This is a genomic window from Sphingobacterium sp. MAE, assembly GCF_056711605.1.
In genome coordinates, this window is the sequence record NZ_CM160044.1 from 4,195,472 (window position 1) to 4,217,744 (window position 22,273).

Genomic DNA, 22,273 nt, shown 5'->3' on the forward strand with positions numbered 1-22,273 from the left:
GGGTTCTTGATTTTGTTAAATGTTAAAATCAACACTATACGCGTTGACCTTCAAAATATCTTTCTAATCTATTTAATTTACCTGCAATACTTGCATCATATTGTTTATCACCAATAGTAATCACAAAGCCACCGATCAACGATTGATCAACTTTATTTGTAATCAATACCTGTGCATTAATTTGATTGGCAATTGTTGCTTTTAATTCTGATAAATTAGTATCAGAAAGTGGTGCTGCAGATATTACTGTAGCGTTTACAATTCCTTTTACTTCATTGTACTCACGAACAAACTCATGAGCAGCAGCTTCGATCACTTCAGCACGACCCTTTTGGATCATGATATTGAAGAATGATAAAATAGCAGGATTGATTTTATCTTTAAATAATGCCTCTAAGATATTTACTTTCTTGTCCAATTTAATAATTGGATTAGACAATACTGCACGTAGCTCAGGATTAGCTTTCAAAACTTCGATGAATTGATCCATATCCGTTTTGATAGCGTCCAAACTACCTTGTTCTTTTGCCAAATCAATTAATGATTTCGCATATCTTGATGCTACTTTAAATACTGACATACTTCTTTAATGATAAAATTTGAATGACCGATTAGTTTACTTTCACGTCTTTAAGCAAATCTGCGATCAACGCTTCTTGCTTATTTTGGTCTTCAAATTCTTTGCTTAATACTTTACGAGCAATATCCAATGCTAAAGTAGAAACTTGATTTTTTACTTCTGCCATTGCTTTATTCTTTTGCTCATTGATTTCGATTGACGCTTGAGCAATCATTTTAGCACCTTCTGTTTGCGCTACATTTTTTGCTTCAGCAACAATCTTATCTTTCATTTCTTTAGCTTCTTTCAAGATAAGATCACGTTCTACACGAGCTTCCTTCAATAAGGATTCATTTTCATTTGTCAAACGTGCCATCTCCAACTTAGCTTTTTCAGCAGATTCCAAAGCATCAGAAATACCTTGTTCACGTTCTGCCAAAGCAGCCATGATCGGTTTCCAAGCAAATTTACCTAATAAAAAGATAATGATTAATAAGATGATGACTTGCCAGAAAAACAAACCAAATGAAAACTGTTCTATTAATTTTTCCATTGATGTATGATAATATTTTTTGTATTTCGTCTAATTGAAAGTATTATTTATGACCAACCGTCATAAATAATACTTTTAAATTCATTGGGTGATTATTTACCTAATAATAACGCACCGAAAGCTAAACCTTCTAATAAGGCTCCGATAATGATCATCGCAGTTTGGATTTTACTAGCTGCTTCTGGTTGGCGAGCGATTGCTTCCATTGCTGAACCACCGATTTTACCTAGACCTAATCCTGCTCCGATAACGATTAAACCTGCTCCAATTAAATTGTACATAATAAATGATTTAAATATAATTAAACAAAAAATTTCTTAGTGATGTGCCTCGTTATGTTCTTCGACAGCCATTCCAATAAATAGAGATGACAACATGGTGAAGATAAACGCTTGTAAAAATGCGACTAATATTTCAACTACCATAAGGAAGGTCGTCAATAACATTGACACACCGATACTTCCACCTACCGATAGTTGCTCCTGTAGCAAATAAACAACGGCAATTAAACCCATTACAACTGTGTGACCAGCCGTAATATTGGCAAATAAACGAACCATTAAAGAGAATGGTTTAGTAAATAAACCTAAAAACTCAATGGGTGCTAAAGCAATTTTGAAAGGAACTGGTACACCTGGCATCCAGAAAATATGTTTCCAATAATCCTTATTTGCTTTCAGATTGATAAATAAAAATGTAAAGATTGCTAAACAGAAAGTAACCGTGATATTACCAGTCACATTGAATCCTAGCGGTGTTAAACCCAAAAGATTTAAAACCAAGATCATAAAGAAAACCGACAATAAGTAAGGCATAAATTCTTTATAACGATGTCCAATATTTGGAATCGCCATCTCATCACGTACATAAAGTACCATGGGCTCCAACACACGTCCAAAACCTTTTGGTAAGTTATTAGCACCTTTTTTGTATGTTTTTGCTAGGCCTAAAAAGCCCCAAAATAATATTACAGTCGTTAACAGTAAACCAAAAACATTTTTCGTGATAGAAAAGTCTAAAGGTTTTTTATTGGTAGGGTGATGATGTTCATCATAATTAAGTGTACCCGCAGCATCCGTTTTATAAATTTTACCATGGTATAATATATAAAATTGACCATCTTTTTCGACTACTTGTTTTCCGAAATCGAATGCCGAAGACATAAAAACTTTAATTCCACCATCAATTAATATTACAGGCAATGGGAATCCAAAAGTTTTACCCGCTTCTTTATCTGTAAATAAAGAAAAATAATGATCATCTTGCAAGTGATGCTCGATGTAGGATTTAATCTCTTCGTCTTGAGATTTAGGCTCTTCGCTTACTTCATTAGCTTTAGCAAAAAACGGATTAACAGTAAATAAAATCACTGCAAAAAAAAGAAATGCTTTCTTAACGCTCCCCATGTTCTGTTTTTTTATTTTTGCGCAAAAATACAATATTATTTGTCATTTTTTGCGATTAATTTGAACTTTTTATTAAAATTACTTATTGACTGATTCCACTTCTTTATTAATGACCTTAAATGCGACTAATACATCAAAAAACAAGTAAAGAAAAAACACGATTAAAAAATTATATTCGAAGATATCACCCGACGAATGATTTAAACCACCTCTAAAAAACACATAACTTAATGCAGCCTTTAACGTGATCAATCCCAAAAAAATAAAACCAATATTTTTGGGCATTACAGCATCGGAGATCAGGATAACAATTACTAGCACTAATGATGCAACAGATTCAAATGCATATAAGCTATACAGTTCAAAACCCGTTAAACTTTTAAAATCAGTAATCCCAAAAGATGGTAACGCATAATAGTGTGCCCCAAAAAGGATAACAGTAAAAATTAGAAGTATTGCAATAAATTTAATGTAATTATTCATCCCTGTTCAATCGATTAGCTTCTCGTATAAAATGATAAAGTGAGGCGAAAATACCGATAAATGTGCATATTTTCATGGCAAGACCATTAGAAAAATGGTATTTCTCATCTAGCCATGTGCCTAACATATACATCAAATAAATGGTGACTCCCATTTGCAGTGGCAACGAGATAAAAACCATCCACTTATTTGGGTTTTTATTAGACTTTCCCATGGCTATTTATAGCTAACTTTTACAAACATACACATATTTTGAAACATCTTAATCATGAACTGGATTTTCTAAAACTTTTTGTCCGATTTTAATATGAGGATAATCGATACTAGCCCCTAACATCATCTTCAATTCTGAGGAAGATTTACCAGGATGTGCCTTTATGGTATTAATAATGAGATCCAATTTATCCTGTTCGATCAATTCTGTAGCCTCGACTTCTGTACCAACAAAATGAATTAAGTGCCCATAAATAGTCCCTGCTACCATCCCCCTTTTCACCGCAATTTCTTCGATAGTAGCACCGTCCTTATAAAGCTCGAGAGTTACTTGTTTAGTATCAAGCTTTTTAGCACTTTCTCCCTCCTCATTTTGCACCACAAGGTCTTCTTTTTCTTTTGTCTTAGACTGTTCCTGCACCTGCTCCAAAGCTTGTTGAAAATCATCTTTCTTAGATAAAGCATCAGCGATAGTCAAACATTGTTGAAGCTGCTCGCGCTTACGCTTAAAATCCAAAAGCAGCTCTTTGGTTTCATCGATATATTTTTTTGTTCGCTTCTTAATCTGCCAATCTTTTATGTGCTGATCTAATGCGGCGACCAGATCTTGATCCATCTTAGGTAAAAACCAGTTGACGGCAGATGTAGTACGTTCACATATCAAAGCATAATCGACATGTTGGTCGGTTTTTTTCAATAGCTCGTACAATTGAGTAATGAATTTATGCGCCACCTTCTCTTGCGTAAGCAAATTTGATTGCATCGTAGACCAAAAAGCCTCGGCTTCCACTTTATTGTCAATATTGCGGTCGGCCAATGCAACCACCTGTTCTTGACAGGAAGTAGTCAAATAGTCCCAACGGAAACACTGGATTAAATTTTGTGCCAGATAAGTTCTTTGACATTGCTCCAAAATTTCTTTAATATCCGTTTGAAATGAAGAACGCAAAGCAAATTCGACGACCTGGCTATCCGTTCTGATTGCATATGCCGGAATAATGGATTTCAATACTAATCCTTTTAAACTCGTCAATCTACTCAGTGCAACATACACCTGTCCTGCCGCAAAAGAAGTTCCAGCATCTATGATCGCCTTATCAAATGTCAAACCTTGGCTCTTATGGATCGTGATCGCCCACGCTAACCGCAGCGGAAATTGCGAAAATGTACCTAATACCTCTTCCTTGATCTGATCCTGTCCCTTATCGTAGTTGTATTTGATGTTTTCCCAAGTCTCTCGTTTCGCTGTCACATCCTCACTCCCGTCCGGAAATTTGACAACCACTGTGCCCGCTTGCAGATTAATATCCTTCACCGTACCGATCTTGCCATTATAGTATTTTCGATCCTCTCCCGTATCATTCCGTATGAACATCACCTGAGCACCAATTTTTAAAGACAGAATTTCTTCGGCAGGATAAGATCCCTGTGCAAAATCATCCTTGACAACAGCCTTTAAATTGAGCATTTTTCCCGATAGATTAGCCAGTGCTTTACCATTGATATCGTCAGCATTCCGATTGTGGGAAGTAAGCGTAATAAATTGATCTCCTTCCTTCGGTTCAAAATCAGGTTTATAATACGTATTCAGTTCCTTCAACATCTCCGTATCACAGTTATTATTTCGAATGGCATTTAAGATGGAAATAAAACCTTCATCCTGCTGTCTATAGATCTTATCTAACTCCAATAAAATCGGAGGATTATCACGAAGCACTTTAGCATTAAAAAAGAATACCGAAGTATAATGATTGCGTAGCACCTGCCACTCATGGTCACGCACGACAGGAGGCAATTGATATAAATCGCCAATAAAAAGCAATTGCAAACCACCAAATGGACGCATATCACGACGTACTGATTGCAGGATAACATTGATAGCATCTAATGTATCAGCACGAACCATCGACACCTCATCGATCACCAACAGTTCCAGCTCCTGAAGGATAGTACGACGCTGTTTCGTTAATTTAATCGTACTAAACAAACGGCTTTTGTTATAGATGTGGCCATCTTGTTCGTCCCATTTCAATTCATGATCTTCAATAAAAGTCCCAAAAGGCAACCAAAAAAGCGAATGAAGAGTAGTCCCTCCCGCATTCATAGCCGCCACTCCGGTCGGAGCAGTGATCGCCATTTTTTTATAACTATGGTCACGTATATATTTCAGAAATGTCGTTTTTCCGGTTCCAGCCTTTCCAGTAAGAAAAATATGTTGATTTGTTTGATTAACAAAAGCAACAGCTTGCATAAAAGCCGTATTTTCACGATCTATTTTTATTTCTGACATACTGATAATTTTAATGTGGAATTACAAAACTAATCAAATATTCTGAGAGGAAATAATGATACGATCTAAGTCTGATGAAGTAAGGTATCGTAAAAAACATGAGCATCATACACCGCTATACAATCTGTTGTATATTTTAAACCATACCACTTTTCAAATTATTGATATTGATATCAAAACACCCAATGATGGTTATTACCGAAATCTTGGTCAAGATTATACTGGATACGATCTGCTCTAAGATCAAGTAATAGCGCCTCTTGTCCGTCATCTATGGCACTACGTCCCGATCATAATAGGATGCCATTTCAATATATCTGATATAGGTAAGCAGGGTCTATAAATGGTACTATCATCGTCAAAATACTAAAAACACGGACTTAACACGCAGTCACCATGGACTTAACACGGATTTATGCTGTATATGGTAAGAATATTGTGTGCGCTACAGATGAAGGAAATTCGAATAACCTACTGACTTTAGCTATACTTATTGATAAGCTAATAATCCGAAAAACTAGGTTTATTATACGCCAGACCATGTTTTTTTAGAGATTTAACAAACACTGATCCATCTCTTCAAGCGATAGACCAGCGTAAGCTAGATCTACCTGTGATCGGATCATGAGCCACTAGCGAGTCCGAGTCAAAAAATGAAAACCTACTACGCTTTAGGTTTATTTATACGTATCGATCTGACGATAAAGTGTTCACCATGACTCAACAGCATCAATATATCAGCCCCAGTAGTATGATCGTTAAAAATAGCTAAAACGTTTATGCTATTTTTATTTAAAAGATTTTATTTATATTTATCACTCAAATAAACATATAATAGACTTACTAAGATACATATTTATGATAACGGATAAATCAACGCTATTTGAGGAATTAGATAAAGCGTTAAAAGAAAAAGGATTTGAAATTGATAAATCTGATCAAACCAGACCTTGGGGCGGTTTCTTTGTCATCAACGAAGATCAAGCCCAAAAATTTGCCGACGAATATTTCGACGGATTAGATGTAAAAGATCTAAAAATTTCTGGAAAATTAAGTCCAAAAATTCTCGTGGTAGCACCCGAAAAAAGATTATCATGGCAGTATCACCACCGTCGTGCCGAAATTTGGAAAGTAATTCACGGAACTGTTGGTGTTATGGTATCAGATACCGATGATGAATCTGTTGTTCAAACATTGACAGCAGGTAGTATTATCAAATTACGTCAAGGACAACGCCACAGGTTAATTGGATTAGATGGTTATGGCATATTAGCTGAAATTTGGCAACACACCGATATCGAAAACCCTTCGAATGAAGACGATATCGTTCGTGTACAAGATGATTTCGGAAGATAGTACCTGAGTATCACATCTCGTATTAAACACAAAGAACTCGAAAATTAAATTTTCGAGTTTTTTTATGTCCTATAATATTGTACAAACACATGATCTGATATTCAAAATACCAATAGAATGATTTCAACACCACCAATCATTCCCTAAAATTCGGTTAGAAAATCGCGCTACATCATATATCATTTTAAAAATCAAATGACATGAACCAAGATTGCCATTTTTTGTTATTTTTACTTAACTAAACTAACACAGATTATGACTGATCAAGAAAACAATAAAAGCTCAAGTATATTGAATAGTCTTAAAAAGCTAATTTTTACAGACCACCAAGAGACTCCATCTGAAGAACGATCCCCATCGCCCCATATAAAAGAAGAACCTATTCCTCCAAAGATCACGAAGGAATACACAGCTGCCGTCGCAGGAAATCCACTTTCAAACAATCAACAGCCCCCCGCTATTCCGATAACAGCCAATGATGGATCTACTGATATCAAACAAATGAAACTGAAAGTTCTTGGCATATTAGAAAGACTCAACGAACAAGGATTAGATTTTTTTGAAGTGTGGAATGCAGCTGCAGCAATGGGAAAAGTAGATGAAAATACGTTAAAAGCATCCTATACTTCACTGAAATATGTGGATAGTAGCTTGACCAAAGAAAAGTTAAAAACAACTGGCACTAATTATGCTAACAAACTGAAAGAAACCATAGCCAAAGAAACACAACAAAAGGAAGCGGAAATACAAAAGGTAGAACAAGACCGTGAATTTGAAAAGACAACACTAAACAATGAAATCAAAACATTAACCGACAGCATTTCTAAGCTTCAAGACGACTTACAGAAAAAACAAGTTGCCCTTGCTCAAATTAACACGAAATATGAGCCCAAATTAAAAGAGATCGAACAAAAAATTTCGATTGGAAACGCAGCTGTCAATGAAGTAGTTAACGATATTCAAACAACCTTAGCAATTATAGAGAGATCAATCTCATAAGTTACAAATCAATGGAAAAGAAAGAACACTATATCAATATACCCGCTGAAATAAAATCTCAGTTACCTATTTTTCAAGTATTGGGTGATCATTTGCCCGCGCAGATGCAAACTCCTCAAGCCAAGAAGACAATCTCCAGTATATTTTTTTGGGCATTAGTACTCGGAGGTGCTTTCGCTTTTTTCAAGTTTCTTCCGATCATGTTGGAATATGCTGCAAAAAGCATTTTATTTGTCATTTTCAGCATCCTATTATTAACACTATTATTATTAGCTCCAAAAATCATTGCGTTACTACATCGATTGGGTACTGTCTTATTATTTAAAGGTGAAAAAGCGATCATCCGCAATAATCCCATAGAGACGTTACAGCTTTTATCAAAAGATGCAAAGGACACCCTAAAAAGGGTTAAAGAAAAAATTAGTAATGTAGATGGCGTCCGTATCGATATGATTCAAAGTGGTGAAACAGCACAAAAAACCGCAGAAGAAAAGTATATCTATGCAAAGCGCTTTACCGCAGAAGCCGCAAATTTAGATGAAAGCGCTAAAAAAGAAACTCAAAACAACAATACCGAAAAAGCAAACGCATACCTGCGAAATGCAAAAGAGACGCGCACAAAAGCATTTCTTTTAGGTAAAGAAGGAGAATCGGAAGAACAAAATGCACGAAGCTATGTACAGTATGCCAACCAATTTGCTAAAGTTTTGGAAGTATTGAAAGATAATGAAAGTGCCGCCCGTATTTATGTAAGCACACTGGACAGTAGTATATCTATTATTTCAAAAAAACTCGAAGCTACCCAAAAAATGAAAAATGCGACAGAAGGGCTTGCCGACGTATTTAATATCAAAGATGGCTGGGCTTTCCAAGAAGCAATGAATGCGGCAACAGGTGCTATCAGCCAAAATATTGCTTCGATCAGATCTAATCTAGACTTTTTAGATCAAAACAATAATATTACGGTGGGCGGAGCACCTACGCAGGTAGAACTGGAAGAGTTTATCCGAAAAGTTGATGAGCGCAATTTGAAAGTGTTGAATGTCAGTCAAATGGCCGATTCAAGTTACGAACTCAAACCCGAAGAAAAAATAGACAAAGGATTTACATTATTAGATTAATCGTTATACAAATTATATTATAAAAATTATGGAAGAAAAATCAACTTGGGCTAGATTACGCTGGCCAATTAAAGCAATAATTATTGCCATTCCACTTATTGCACTTGGCTACTGGGCATTTAATTCGGGTAAATTTGATGGTACAGCAACATCCACTGCAGATACCACAATAAACAGTACCTCTTCAAATCCTGCCCATAAATCAAATGATGATAAAAGAACTTTTAATTACCAACCCGAAAAACCGGTAAACGGTGAATACAAAGGAGTAATAGAAGTAGGTGCTTCGGGCTTCAATTCTTTTGTTGTGAATATAGATAAAGAAAATCATTGGGAGATTATTTCCAAAGATTTTGGCAAATCATTCGTATATGAAGGTATGGCCAATACCGAAGATATTCGCAAAGGTCTTAAAGATTATATCGGAACCATGTTTGATAAGGGCGTAAAATCAAAAAACATACACTTTGTGATCAGTTCCGGAGCTCAAAAAGAACCTAAAACAACTATCATTGTTTCTGAGCTTAAGAAAATGGGATTTGTTGTCAATTTAGTCACAGCAGAACAAGAGGGTAAATTTGCCCTTAAATGCGTATTGCCTCCTTCTTATCAAGATAATTCTTTTGTTGTTGATATTGGCTCGGGTAACACCAAAATTTCTTGGGTTGCAGGACAGACAAATTCACTGGAGGCTCCAGGTGCTAAATATTATGAAAAGAACCTCAAAGATGAAGATGTTTATAATGAAGTAAAATCATTGACAGCAAAAATTCCATCAGCCAATAGAGAAATCTGTTTTATCATCGGTGGAGTTCCTTTTGAATTAGCACAACAAACACGTACAGGAGAAGAACGTTTTACGGTATTAAACAATCCCGAAACATACAATACTGACAAAGTCAAAATCAAAAGTGGTGTTAACATCTATAAAGCAATTAAAGATGCAACCAACTGCGATACCTTTGTTTTTGATTGGGATGCCAACTTTACAATTGGTTTCTTACTCTCATTAAATAAATAGTACAATTAAAAAGAGTCAATAAAAAATGGTCTTATTGAAATCAATAAGACCATTTTTTATTTTTATCAGTGCCTCAAATTTACCCCATATTACTTAATAAAAGGATAATGACAATGATCAGCAATATAAACAAGGTTATTTTCCAAAAACTATAAGGTCGCTGTCCATATACCTTACCGTTAAATGCATTCACCATAATCTGATAACTCTTACTTTTATACCGATAAGCAGACAACCATACGGGAAGTAAAATATACTTCAACCTGATGTCCTCATAATCCGAATCAATATGATCTATGCTTTGCGTATCGCCACCAATGTCAGATCGCACAGTATCGCTAATGATATCTTCCATTACCCTTTTCGCTGCTTGAATCCCGGCAATATGATCGATACTAAAAGTTTCAGCAATAAATCCACTCAAATACTGATCATTAAACGGTTTTAAATAGGCCATGTTCCAAGGACCTATTTTCGAAGCAAAATCATTGGGTAACGATGTTGATGCACTAATCAAAACATCTTTAAAGCGATTCAACACTTGGCCAGACGCATAATACCAGCGTGTCTGCTGTTCCTCGTAGGTTTCTGACTTACCATCTGCAGTACGACGCGTCCGCGTGACGTAGTAATACTCCCCTCTTTGACCTTGATAAGAAGAGGTTGCTTTAGCGTCATAGCACCAAAAAGGAATATAAACTCCCTTTAACCTATTATTCTGCGCATTAAATATACGTTTAAAATCATTTGGAGCAAACCATAATCCCCCAGCCCATTTTTTGAAAAGCGGAAATGCTTTCTTTTCGTCAATAACAAACGGAATTAAACCATGAGGTTTGACAATTCGTCTTTCTTGATGATCAATAACCAGAGGAGAGGCGCAAAAAGCACATAAATCTGCTGTAACATGTGGATCCAAAGTTGAGTTTGCTCCACAATTTTGACAGTGCACGACCTCAGCCGTGATCGTAAACCGGGCATCGTGAATATCCCGCATTGCAGTTGTAAATTCATCATAATCGATCGTCTGTATGGCAGCTCCAATACCCGCATGTTCCACAATCTGATTTTCAGTACCGCAGTATGCACATTTTAAATATGACGTACCAGGCTGATAGGCTAAAATCGCTCCGCAGCCCTGACACTTCAAATCCTGACTGATTTCCGTTGTTTTATCCTCAAAACTCATAAACAGAATCTATGCCCCCGGAATTGGTGGAGGACCAGCATGAAACAAGCTTGTCAATTCTTCTATTTCACGCGCTTCCATCCAATTTTCCATCCCTGCTTTCCAAGTCAGAGTAGAAGAAGTAAGTTTACCAGTATGTATCTCATCTTTCAACTGCTCAATCGTAAATGGCCCCTCTTGCACACCATTGATCGCGAGGTAGTATTGGACAGCTTGTGGTATTACTGGTGGGCTTGCCGATGGAGAGGCACCCGTAGGTTGGTTACCGTCAAACTTATTTTGCTGGAACACACCGGTCATCTGGCCAGCCATCCCCGCTCCGAGTCCTACCCCCAGTCCAGCCCCCATAAGACCTCCACCATTGGGGTTTTCAGCCGCTTTTTCCATAGCATTTGCAGCTTGAAATTGAGCGTAAGCGCCCAGATTTCCAACAATACCCATACTACTTCTTTTATCCAATACTTTTTCAACTTCTTCAGGCAATGAAATATTTTCAATCAAAAATTTATTCAGATTCAACCCGATCTCTTCAAATTCAGGGCGTATTTTCTCTTGGATAAAGTTGGATACTTCATCATAATGAGATGCCAGATCCAAAACGGCTATTTTAGACTCAGCAATAGCATCCATCCCGCGAGTGACCGCGATATTGCGAAGTTGCTCATTAATATTTTCAACGGTAAATGTTGGATTGGTTGCAGCAATTTGCTTTAAAAACACAGCAGGATCATTAACCTGAAAAGCATACGATCCAAAAGCCCGTAATCGTACAGGACCAAATTCAGCATCCCGTAGCATAATCGGATTTTTAGTTCCCCATTTTTGATTGGTAAATTGTCTTAAACTGATAAAAAACACATCCGCTTTAAAAGGACTATTAAATCCATATTTCCATCCTTGCAAGGTGGTCATCACAGGCATATTCTGCGTAGTCAGCACATGTCTCCCAGCAGTAAAAACATCGGCGATCACCCCTTCGTTCATAAACACCGCAACCTGTCCCTCACGTACAGTAAGCTGTGAATTCATTTTTATTTCATTCTGATAACGAGGGAATTTCCACACAATCGTATCATGACTATCATCAACCCATTCGATGATATCGATAAACTCATTTCTTATTTTATCAAACAATCCCATAATTTATTGCTATAACGTTTCCTAAATTTAAATAAATAATCAGCAATCTAAAGTAAATATTTATAGAATTTACAGCTCACTATCCAAACCAAAGATAGCTTGTAGATTTCTGCCCTTCTAAATAATTGAATTAAGAAATTGACTACACATATTTAATCTTTATTTTACTATTTTTGCTAAACACCGAAGAATAATTAAAAAACATGAGTACTTATAACGAAGATAGTATACGTTCCCTCGATTGGAAAGAACATATTCGCTTGCGTCCCGGTATGTATATTGGGAAATTAGGAGATGGTTCTGCCTACGACGACGGTATTTATGTCTTATTAAAAGAAGTAGTCGACAACTCTATTGATGAGTTTGTAATGGGCGCTGGTAAAACGATCGATATTACGGTCAATGACAATAAAGTTGCCGTCCGGGATTATGGCCGTGGTATCCCAATCGGATCAGTCGTAGATGTCGTGTCAAAAATTAATACAGGAGGTAAATACGATAGTAAAGCTTTTCAAAAATCCGTAGGGCTTAATGGTGTCGGTACAAAAGCGGTTAATGCGCTGTCTGGACAATTTACCGTACAATCATACCGCGAAAAAGTAACACGTATCGCACAATTTAGCAAAGGAGAGTTATTGTCTGACGAGGAAAAAGAAACCACGCAACGTAACGGTACCGCTGTGATATTTTACCCCGATGAAACCATATTCAGAAATTATAAATACCGCTTAGAATTTGTCGAAAACATGATCTGGAATTATGTTTTCTTAAATTCAGGTTTAACCATTAATTTCAATGGACAAAAGTTCATCTCTGAAAATGGTCTAAAAGATCTTTTAGAACGGAATATCGATACAGAGTCCATGCGCTACCCGATCATTCACTTGAGAGGAGAAGATATCGAAATCGCAATAACACACGGTCAGCAATATGGTGAAGAGTATTACTCCTTTGTCAATGGCCAGCACACTACGCAAGGAGGAACACATCAAGCAGCTTTCCGCGAAGCCTTGGTAAAAACAATACGTGAGTTTTACAAAAAAGAATTTGATGCTTCAGATGTTCGATCTTCTATCATCGGAGCAATTGCCATAAAAGTACAAGAACCTGTCTTTGAATCGCAAACAAAAACAAAACTTGGTTCTCAAAGTATTGGACCAGATGGCCCTACTGTGCGAACATTCATCAATGATTTTCTTAAAAAAGCATTAGACGATTATCTGCATAAAAATGCGGAGACAGCTGATGCCTTGTTAAAACGTATCCTTCAATCCGAAAGAGAACGTAAAGATATCGCAGGAATTAAAAAACTGGCCAATGAGCGTGCTAAGAAAGCATCCTTACATAACCGTAAACTCCGCGATTGTAAAGTTCACTTCTCCGATAAAAACGAAAGAAATCAAGAAACGACATTATTCATTACAGAGGGAGATTCTGCATCAGGTTCTATTACCAAATCTAGAGATGTACAGACACAAGCTGTTTTTAGTTTAAAGGGAAAACCATTAAACTCTTATGGGATGTCCAAAAAGATCGTCTACGAAAACGAAGAATTCAACTTGTTGCAACATGCCCTAAATATTGAAGATGGCTTGGACGGTTTACGTTATAATAATATTGTATTTGCGACAGATGCCGATGTTGATGGTATGCACATACGACTATTATTGTTAACCTTCTTTTTGCAATTTTTCCCAGATCTTGTTAAAGCAGGTCACGTCTCTATTTTACAGACACCACTATTCCGTGTGCGTAATAAAAAGGAAACGATCTATTGCTATTCGGATGAAGAAAGACAACGTGCAATCGCTAAATTAGGAAACAAACCAGAGATCACACGTTTTAAAGGTCTTGGTGAGATCTCCCCTTCCGAATTTGGTCTATTCATCGGAAAAGATATGCGCTTGGATCCAGTATTCTTATCCAAGGATAATAAAATAAAGCAACTATTAGAGTATTATATGGGGAAAAATACTCCCGATAGACAAAAACATATTGTTAATAATCTTCGCGTTGAACTCGATCTTGAAGAAGAGCTAGCTCGAATTGCTAAAGAAGAACAACAAACACAACAAGCGGGTTAAGATACCCCGCTTGTTTTTTCTTTCTAGCATTTCCAATCATTTGCTATAATCTAAAAAGTACCGACCACCAGACTGACATGGCTGCTAACATACATCGAGGTAGCCATATAAAAGCAGAAAACATTTTCACATTCACTAAAAAGTGATTTATATCATTTTTTAATCAGGCAAACATTACTTTTTCATATCCTTTTTATTCGGTATTTCGTATTGAAATAAAACTGATATGACGCACTCATTCCATATTCCCGTTTTGGGATTAGCATTCTCAATAGATTCCCCGTTAAAAGTCGCTCGATTTGGGATATCATCTGTTATATCCATCGTAGATGATGAATTAATTGAACGTATTCGGGCATATTATTCTCAGATAAATAAGAAAGAATATGTTCCCATAAAAAAAACAGAGGCCGATTTTAGGTCGCACCGAATTTCAAGTTATCTCAACCTGGTTGCTCAATTAGTCCAAGAACAGATTGAGCATATGCGTACCGAATTTTTTGAAAAAGGCTCTGAAATTGATCGCTATTTTCAACTCATACCGGAATCTCATCCTGCAAAAAAGATCTACCATGACATGCTATCCGAAACCGATATTGTAGAAAAGGCAAAGAAAAAACAAAACCTCAGAACATGGATCCAAGCCGGAGATATTGATGTCAATATCATGTCTAAAGTGGATAAGATCAATTATGATAAAAACGGAAATGCACAGGACGACATCTTTTCAGATGCACTAGCAGCATTAAGAGGATATGCAAATTCGCAGTTACAATCTTCCGTTATTCTTTCTGCAGGTATGAACCCCAAGCTATACGCATATGTCGCCGAATTGCCTGCTTTTTGGCAACAAGATGACGGCACGTTTAAAAAGAAGATAACATTAAAGGTCAGTGATTATAGATCTGCATTAATACAAGCAAAGTATTTAGCAAAAAAAGGAGTTTGGGTTTCCGAGTTCCGTGTAGAGTCGGGTTTAAACTGTGGTGGACATGCATTTGCTACAGATGGTTTTTTATTAGGCCCTATTTTATCTGAATTCAAAAATAAAAAACAAGAGTTACAGCAAGAGCTGTTTCATATTTATCAACAATATTGGATTCAAAAAGACAAAAATTTTCAACAAGCTCCACCCATTAAGTACACGGTACAAGGCGGAGTGGGAACGGCTAGCGAACATCAATTTTTACTCCAATATTATGAATTTGATGCCGTAGGTTGGGGGTCTCCATTTTTACTCGTACCCGAAGCTACCACTGTCGACGAAGAAACATTAATGGCACTGACCACTTCAGAAGAACAGGACTTTTATATCAGTGAAGCTTCACCACTCGGAGTACCTTTCAATAATTTTAGAAAAAGCTCTGCAGAGCGTCTACGTTTAAAAAGAATACAACAGGGAAGACCCGGAAGTCCATGTATCAAGAAATACCTTGTATCCAACACAGATTTTGGTGCTGAACCCCTTTGTACGGCATCTCGCGCATATCAACACAAAAAAATTCAAGAATTAGAGGCAAAATCATTAGAACAAAAAGACTATGACAAAGAATTTGCACGAATTACTGAAAAAACATGTCTCTGCGACGGACTTGCAGCACCTGCCTATTTAAAATACGATATTTTAAAACCTAAAGAACAAAGCGCTGTATCTATTTGTCCAGGTCCAAATACGGTGTGGTTTAAAAGTAAATGCTCACTCGACCAGATGATCAACCATATCTATGGAAAAGATGATTTGATCAAAAATGATAACCGTCCATTTCTATTTATTAACGAACTACAACTCTATGTGGCACATATAAAAAAATACGTAGAAATGAATGCCGATACCGTCAATGATAAGAAAATAAAATATTTAGAAAAATTTAAAAATCAGCTTTTAGAAGGAATAGCTTATTATGATAAATTAAAAAATGATTTGAAAGGCTTTTCAAATCATGTTATAGAGCGCATACCCGAGCAGCTCAACAATGCCGAAAGGGAACTTGCCGGGATCAAATTTTAAGGGATCAGATCTACGTGAATCTAATGTCCAAAAACAACAAAGGAGTAACTAAACATGTTACTCCTTTGTTGTTTTTGTAATTTATATCTCTATTGAGCTACTTTTCTAAATTTACCAAAGACACCCAAAGGCAATTTAGGCCCTGCTGTAGCTTGTAAATAAAGTTCTCCAACTTCTAGATTTTCCACTTTAGGAAATGCAGTACGAATTAGATTTTCTACGATCACTGATGAAAAACCCAGTGAATACGTATTCAAGATCAAGAAATGTTCTTTAGGATCTAATAATTGTACAACATCGTTCATCATTTCCATGATATGATCCTCCAATTTCCACTTCTCTCCCTTCGGACCATGTCCATAAGCTGGCGGATCCAATATGATACCATTGTATTTATTTCCACGCTTTACCTCACGTTTTACAAACTTCAAAGCATCCTCTACCACCCAGCGAATATTGTCAATTTCTGATAATTCTTGATTTTCATTAGCCCAAGTAACCACTTGTTTGATCGAGTCTACGTGCGTAGTATCAGCACCAGCAGCACGCGCGATTAATGAGGCACCGCCAGTATAGGCAAATAAATTTAAAACCTTCGGTTTATCTGTTTCAAAGGCACGTACAGACTGGGAGATATAATCCCAATTGACAGCTTGCTCAGGAAAAATACCGACATGTTTAAACGAGGTCAATCCCAGACGGAACTTAATAGCAACATCATTATTTTTATATTGTATATGCCAGCGATCTTGTGCTTTAGGATTTTTTTTCATCCACTCACCAGAAGTAGCAGAACGACCTTTAAATTTAATGTCATGACGTTTGTTCCACTCCGCCTCTGACCATGTTTTTGGCCATACAGCCTGTGGTTCAGGACGAATTAAGACTAAATCGCCAAAACGCTCTAATTTTTCGAAATCACCACAATCGATTAACTCGTAATCTTTCCAATGTTGTGGTGTCAATAATTGTATATCTGTTGTAGTCAAAATCAATAATTTGGCGCAAAGATACGTAAATCTAAAAACAAATAAGCAAAGATCAACAGATTACATCGTTTCTTTTGCGCGCTTCATCAATGGACTTGCAAATACAAAATCATTTAACTCCTTTACATCAGACCGCATCATATCCTGATTTGAACCTTCCCAAAACTTTTGTCCCTTATAGAGGTAAAGAATGTATTCACCAATTCCCATAACCGAATTCATATCATGTGTCACCACAATGGTGGTTGCATTATATTCCTGTGTCAATTCTAATATCAGTTCATCGATCAAGATTGAAGTTTCTGGATCTAAGCCCGAATTTGGCTCATCACAAAAAAGATATTTCGGACTCATGGCTATTGCACGAGCTATACCTACACGCTTTTTCATTCCTCCGGATAGCTCTGAAGGATAAAGCTGGTTGCGTCCTTTCAGATTTACTCTCTCCAAACAAAAATTAGCACGATCCAATTTTTCAGACTTGGACATCTCCGTAAACATATCCAACGAGAAAATAATATTCTGCTCTACAGTCATAGAATCGAAGAGTGCCGAATTTTGGAACAACATGCCAATTTCTTTACGGATTGGAATACGATCTTCAAAACTCAATTTTGAAAAATCTTGACCATTAAAAAGAACACGACCTTTATCAGGTTCGTGTAAACCAACCATACATTTTAACAAAGTACTTTTTCCAGATCCCGAACCACCAATAATTAAACTCACTTTACCCGGTTCAAAAGTAGCATCGATACCTTTCAGTACCTCGTTACTTCCGAAGGATTTATAAATATGCTCTATTTGTATCATAATTTTTTAAAGAAATTAAAGCATCAGCGCCGTTATCAAATAATCAGCTGCCAAGATGGTTATACAACCAATAACAACCGCCTTCGTACTTGCTTGGCCGACTTCCAGAGCACCACCACTTACAGTAAAACCTTTATATGCAGATATGGAGGTAATAATAAAGCCAAAGACCAAAGCTTTCACCAATGCAACCGTAACGGTGAAACCATTAAACCCTTCTTGGATACCCATAATGTAATCTGAAGGTGTTACCGCGCCAGAAAGCGCTCCGCCAATAAGACCACCAACAATAGAACAAAAAATAGCGATCGTCACTAAAACCGGTACCATCGTGATACCTGCCAGTATTTTAGGTAATATCAAATATCCGGGAGCATTAATTCCCATGATTTCCAAAGCATCGATCTGCTCCGTCACACGCATAGAACCAATCTGTGAGGAGATGGAAGATCCAACACTGCCCATGAGCACCAATGCCGAAATAGTAGGTCCCAATTCTAAAATATTGGAATCTCGATTGATGGAGCCAATAATTGAATTCGGAATTAAATCAGAAACCAATTGGAAAGCAATCTGCATCGTCATAACCGCTCCGATAAAGGTGGAGATAATAACAATAAGCCCAAGCGATCCGAGACCTATTTCGTTCATGGCATGCATGGTCTCTTTCCAGTAAATCTTTCCTTTCTCTGGTCTCTTCAAAACCGAGCGTAGCAATAGCAAATAAGAACCAATATGGTGAAATATCATATATTTTTACAGTGTTTTTTCTTCATTAAAATCTAAGATACTATTATAACACCATAATATACAAATTGGTTTTTTATAGTGCCATGATAAAATATGCTTCGCATCAAAGATAACCAATACTTCTAAATAACTATTAAATACTCATTCCTCATAAATAGCTTAACTCAATTACCGATGAAATGATATATTTTACCGAGATTAGTACATGAATAACCTAATTTATAAAATCAAAAATTTATTTTTAGTTTACATTTGTGATGTAGTTTAAAAATAAAAGAATAAACGATTATATTATGGACGCAAAGAGAATCACAACAGGTATTATATTTTTATTCATTGGAATCATACTGCTTTTAAGTAAGTTGGACGTTATAGATTTCAATTGGTTTGAGGTTTTTCGCTACTGGCCATTACTGATTATATTGGTAGGAGTAAATATTCTAGTTCCCAAAAAAGATATTGGTTATATGATATCTATCGGAACAACATGTGTTATTTTATCGGTATTTACCTATATCGGTATCACCACCCCCAATCAAAGTTTTATATCTCGTATCATGGAAAACAACCACATCGATATCGATATGGATGAAGAAGACTTTAAGGGAACTTCAAACTTTGTATCCGCTAAAAAAATTGGCAATATCACACATGCAACGGCCAATATTGATTTAGGTGCTACACAGATCAAGTTAAAAGACACAACTGATTCAAATTTATTTGAAGCAACCAATAATTCCAATAAATATTTTCTTTCGCTGAATGCCGATTCAAAAGAAGAGCATACGACGCTGGATTTAAGCGGAAAAACAAAGAAGGGAATAAACTCAAAAGGCAACACAACGCTGATCAAGCTCAATAAGAATATCATTTGGGACCTAAACTTAGATGTAGGCGCTGCAGATATTCAAGGTGATTTGTCAAATTTCAAACTTAGAAATCTAACAATTGATGCTGGTGCTAGTAATTTGGACCTAAAATTAGGTTATCCGCAAACCAATTCTAATATTAATATTGATGCTGGAGCATCTTCAATTCAAATTGCCATTCCGAAAGATGCGGCTTGTCAGATCATGACAGAAATGGCCTTGTCTTCCGTAAATGCTGACGATAGTTTTATAAAAGGCAATGAAAAAGGAACACTGTCTACACCTAATTTTGATAAAGCAAAAAATAAATTCCAGATTTCCATCGATGGTGGCATTACTTCTGTATCGATAACTCGTTATTAAAAGAGCTTAAATAAGTGCAGTAGAATACATAACTTTGCAATTAGATATGGACACAAGTAAACTTTTGACATTGCCTGATATTTATTGCAACTCGCAAACCACGTATTCAAGATGGAAAACAAGAGAAGTGCAGATTGGGGATGTACCGATGGGTGGGGACAATCCGATACGTATTCAGAGCATGACAACCATTGACACCATGGACACCCTAGGTTCTGTGGAGCAAACCATAAAAATGGTTGACGCTGGTTGTGAATATGTAAGGATCACCGCACCATCTATTAAAGAAGCAAATAATCTAGCCAATATAAAAAAAGAATTGCGCCTCAGGGGATATCAGGTACCCCTAGTTGCTGACATTCATTTCACACCCAATGCAGCTGAAGTGGCTGCACGAATTGTTGAAAAAGTTCGTGTGAATCCAGGCAACTATGCCGACAAGAAAAAATTTGATCAACTCAATTATACTGATAGCGAGTATCAAGCAGAACTAGATCGCATCTATAAAAAATTCAAGCCACTAGTCAATATCTGCAAAGAGTATGGCACGGCTATGCGTATCGGAACCAATCATGGCTCTCTTTCTGACCGGATCATGAGCCATTATGGTGATACGCCAGAAGGAATGGTCGAATCAGCCATGGAATTTATTCGAATTTGTGAAGACTTAAATTACTATAATTTATGTATCTCCATGAAATCAAGCAATCCGCAGGTAATGGTTCGTGCTTATCGACTTTTAGTTGAGAAAATGGTTTCCGAAAACATGAACTATCCGCTGCACTTAGGCGTTACCGAAGCTGGAGACGGAGAAGATGGTCGAGTCAAATCAGCCGTAGGAATTGGGACTTTATTAGAAGATGGATTGGGTGACACTGTGCGCGTATCTCTGACCGAGGAGCCAGAAAAAGAAGCACCAGTGGCAATCGCCTTAGTAAATAGATATACAAAAAGACAACATGATATCAATACGGAAAAGGTACCCCAAATCTTAAAATTAACAGATAATAATATCGCTACACCGTATATATCCAAAGAAGTCAATACTTTTATTGGAGGATCCTTAGTGCCCCGCGTTGTTGTCGATATATCTACACAAAACTTGAAAGATGCCCACGTTTTGTCACAAGCAGGTTATCGATATGATATGTTATTGGACAAATATCATATGGGTGAACAATCTGTTGATTTTGTGTATTTAGCTGATCAATTGCCCTCATTTAATATGCCGGCAAATTTAAAGCAACTCTATAACTACAAGACCTGGAGAAATATACAAAACAAAGCTAATATCCATCCCTTATTTACACTGGAAGAATTCAATCAATCTACAGACAAAGATCCTGTACTCAATCTGATCAAAATAAAAAACACGGATTTAGCGACAAGTTTATTTGAAAACCTACAGCTGGATAAAACAATCGTATTTGTCTTAGAAACAACAGCCACACATGGAATGGCGGAACAAAGACAATTTTTTAAAAATCTACAAGAAATTGGATTAGATAATCCTGTGATTATTAAAAGAACTTATGATCCAGCTGCATTTTCTGGACCTATTGGTGATATTATGAATCCAGAAGAGCCGATTTCTAAAATCCAGTTATATGCTGCAACTGATCTGGGAGCACTGTTAATAGATGGATTTGGTTCAGGTGTTTGGATCGAGTCACCAGCGACACCTTTGGACAAAATCGTATCCTTATCATTTGGTATACTACAAGCCACAAGATCACGGATCTCTAAAACAGAATATATTTCTTGTCCAAGCTGCGGTCGAACACTCTTTGACCTCCAAGAAACAACACAGATGATCAGAAATCGAACAAATCACTTGAAAGGATTAAAGATTGGCATCATGGGATGTATTGTCAATGGTCCAGGTGAAATGGCTGATGCGGATTATGGCTACGTAGGAGCTGGTCCAGACAAAATCACACTATATCGTGGACAACAAGTAGTCAAGAAAAACGTGAGCTCTGCACATGCATTGGACGAGCTTATCAATATCATCAAATCTGATGGTTTGTGGATTGAAGAGAACGAGATACCCAATTAAAAAGAAAA

General features: G+C 36.6%; 21 protein-coding genes. 9 read left to right on the forward strand and 12 right to left on the reverse strand.

Annotated elements, in window-relative coordinates; genetic code table 11:
• Nucleotides 1-34 precede the first annotated feature (34 nt).
• From AC06G9_RS18055 to AC06G9_RS18085, 7 genes are all read right to left on the reverse strand, one after another.
• Nucleotides 35-580 carry a F0F1 ATP synthase subunit delta gene (locus AC06G9_RS18055; RefSeq protein ID WP_045753272.1) on the reverse strand — a complete coding sequence of 182 codons (546 nt, stop codon included), beginning with the start codon at nt 578-580 and terminating at the stop codon, nt 35-37.
• A gap of 31 nt (nt 581-611) precedes the next feature.
• Nucleotides 612-1,112, reverse strand: coding sequence for a F0F1 ATP synthase subunit B (locus AC06G9_RS18060; protein WP_045753271.1), 501 nt, complete (start codon nt 1,110-1,112; stop codon nt 612-614).
• 92 nt (nt 1,113-1,204) lie between these two features.
• Nucleotides 1,205-1,393 (reverse strand): ATP synthase F0 subunit C, encoded by a 189-nt coding sequence (gene atpE / locus AC06G9_RS18065; protein WP_021188666.1) that lies wholly within the window; start codon nt 1,391-1,393, stop codon nt 1,205-1,207.
• A gap of 36 nt (nt 1,394-1,429) precedes the next feature.
• Complete coding sequence (gene atpB / locus AC06G9_RS18070; RefSeq protein WP_480956882.1) at nt 1,430-2,518, reverse strand: F0F1 ATP synthase subunit A; 1,089 nt, start codon at nt 2,516-2,518, stop codon at nt 1,430-1,432.
• Nucleotides 2,519-2,596: 78 nt separating this feature from the next.
• A complete protein-coding gene (locus AC06G9_RS18075) occupies nt 2,597-3,001 on the reverse strand; it encodes a hypothetical protein (RefSeq protein ID WP_045753269.1) in 405 nt (134 codons plus the stop codon).
• Entirely contained in the window at nt 2,994-3,215 is a 222-nt protein-coding gene (locus AC06G9_RS18080; protein ID WP_021188663.1) for an AtpZ/AtpI family protein, read from the reverse strand. Before AC06G9_RS18080 ends, AC06G9_RS18075 begins: the two co-directional genes overlap by 8 nt.
• A gap of 48 nt (nt 3,216-3,263) precedes the next feature.
• Complete coding sequence (locus AC06G9_RS18085; RefSeq protein ID WP_045753268.1) at nt 3,264-5,504, reverse strand: helix-turn-helix domain-containing protein; 2,241 nt, start codon at nt 5,502-5,504, stop codon at nt 3,264-3,266.
• A gap of 55 nt (nt 5,505-5,559) precedes the next feature.
• On the opposite strand from AC06G9_RS18085, the gene AC06G9_RS18090 reads away from it, so the two are divergent.
• The 5 genes from AC06G9_RS18090 (at nt 5,560) to AC06G9_RS18110 (ending at nt 10,001) form a co-directional block, all read left to right on the forward strand.
• Entirely contained in the window at nt 5,560-5,745 is a 186-nt protein-coding gene (locus AC06G9_RS18090; RefSeq protein ID WP_480956883.1) for a hypothetical protein, read from the forward strand.
• A gap of 617 nt (nt 5,746-6,362) precedes the next feature.
• Nucleotides 6,363-6,860 carry a cupin domain-containing protein gene (locus AC06G9_RS18095; RefSeq protein WP_045753267.1) on the forward strand — a complete coding sequence of 166 codons (498 nt, stop codon included), beginning with the start codon at nt 6,363-6,365 and terminating at the stop codon, nt 6,858-6,860.
• A 255-nt stretch (nt 6,861-7,115) separates the two neighbouring features.
• Complete coding sequence (locus AC06G9_RS18100) at nt 7,116-7,859, forward strand: hypothetical protein (RefSeq protein ID WP_434443007.1); 744 nt, start codon at nt 7,116-7,118, stop codon at nt 7,857-7,859.
• An 11-nt stretch (nt 7,860-7,870) separates the two neighbouring features.
• On the forward strand, nt 7,871-8,980 hold the full coding sequence (locus tag AC06G9_RS18105) for a hypothetical protein (RefSeq protein WP_248755700.1): 1,110 nt from the start codon (nt 7,871-7,873) through the stop codon (nt 8,978-8,980).
• 28 nt (nt 8,981-9,008) lie between these two features.
• On the forward strand, nt 9,009-10,001 hold the full coding sequence (locus tag AC06G9_RS18110) for a hypothetical protein (RefSeq protein WP_480956884.1): 993 nt from the start codon (nt 9,009-9,011) through the stop codon (nt 9,999-10,001).
• A gap of 79 nt (nt 10,002-10,080) precedes the next feature.
• On the opposite strand, the gene AC06G9_RS18115 is transcribed toward AC06G9_RS18110, so the two are convergent.
• Together AC06G9_RS18115 and AC06G9_RS18120 are read right to left on the reverse strand one after the other, a co-directional pair.
• Complete coding sequence (locus AC06G9_RS18115) at nt 10,081-11,190, reverse strand: TFIIB-type zinc ribbon-containing protein (protein ID WP_248755699.1); 1,110 nt, start codon at nt 11,188-11,190, stop codon at nt 10,081-10,083.
• A 9-nt stretch (nt 11,191-11,199) separates the two neighbouring features.
• Complete coding sequence (locus AC06G9_RS18120; RefSeq protein WP_293923974.1) at nt 11,200-12,330, reverse strand: SPFH domain-containing protein; 1,131 nt, start codon at nt 12,328-12,330, stop codon at nt 11,200-11,202.
• 203 nt (nt 12,331-12,533) lie between these two features.
• On the opposite strand from AC06G9_RS18120, the gene AC06G9_RS18125 reads away from it, so the two are divergent.
• Nucleotides 12,534-14,414 carry a DNA topoisomerase IV subunit B gene (locus AC06G9_RS18125; RefSeq protein ID WP_293923972.1) on the forward strand — a complete coding sequence of 627 codons (1,881 nt, stop codon included), beginning with the start codon at nt 12,534-12,536 and terminating at the stop codon, nt 14,412-14,414.
• A gap of 226 nt (nt 14,415-14,640) precedes the next feature.
• Nucleotides 14,641-16,422, forward strand: a complete 1,782-nt coding sequence (locus AC06G9_RS18130) for a hypothetical protein (protein ID WP_293923969.1) — start codon at nt 14,641-14,643, stop codon at nt 16,420-16,422.
• 89 nt (nt 16,423-16,511) lie between these two features.
• On the opposite strand, the gene AC06G9_RS18135 is transcribed toward AC06G9_RS18130, so the two are convergent.
• Genes AC06G9_RS18135 through AC06G9_RS18145 form a run of 3 tightly spaced genes read right to left on the reverse strand, consistent with a single transcriptional unit; the run spans nt 16,512 to nt 18,974 of the window.
• Nucleotides 16,512-17,417, reverse strand: coding sequence for a class I SAM-dependent methyltransferase (locus tag AC06G9_RS18135; protein WP_045753259.1), 906 nt, complete (start codon nt 17,415-17,417; stop codon nt 16,512-16,514).
• A 54-nt stretch (nt 17,418-17,471) separates the two neighbouring features.
• Nucleotides 17,472-18,224: an ABC transporter ATP-binding protein gene (locus tag AC06G9_RS18140; protein WP_045753258.1), complete on the reverse strand. Its 753-nt coding sequence runs from the start codon at nt 18,222-18,224 to the stop codon at nt 17,472-17,474.
• 15 nt (nt 18,225-18,239) lie between these two features.
• Nucleotides 18,240-18,974 carry an MlaE family ABC transporter permease gene (locus AC06G9_RS18145; protein WP_045753257.1) on the reverse strand — a complete coding sequence of 245 codons (735 nt, stop codon included), beginning with the start codon at nt 18,972-18,974 and terminating at the stop codon, nt 18,240-18,242.
• Between the two features lie 293 nt (nt 18,975-19,267).
• Here AC06G9_RS18145 and AC06G9_RS18150 point away from each other — a divergent pair, with 293 nt between their 5' ends.
• Entirely contained in the window at nt 19,268-20,206 is a 939-nt protein-coding gene (locus AC06G9_RS18150; RefSeq protein ID WP_045753256.1) for a LiaI-LiaF-like domain-containing protein, read from the forward strand.
• A gap of 46 nt (nt 20,207-20,252) precedes the next feature.
• Nucleotides 20,253-22,265 carry a (E)-4-hydroxy-3-methylbut-2-enyl-diphosphate synthase gene (ispG, locus tag AC06G9_RS18155; protein WP_293923966.1) on the forward strand — a complete coding sequence of 671 codons (2,013 nt, stop codon included), beginning with the start codon at nt 20,253-20,255 and terminating at the stop codon, nt 22,263-22,265.
• Nucleotides 22,266-22,273 lie beyond the last annotated feature (8 nt).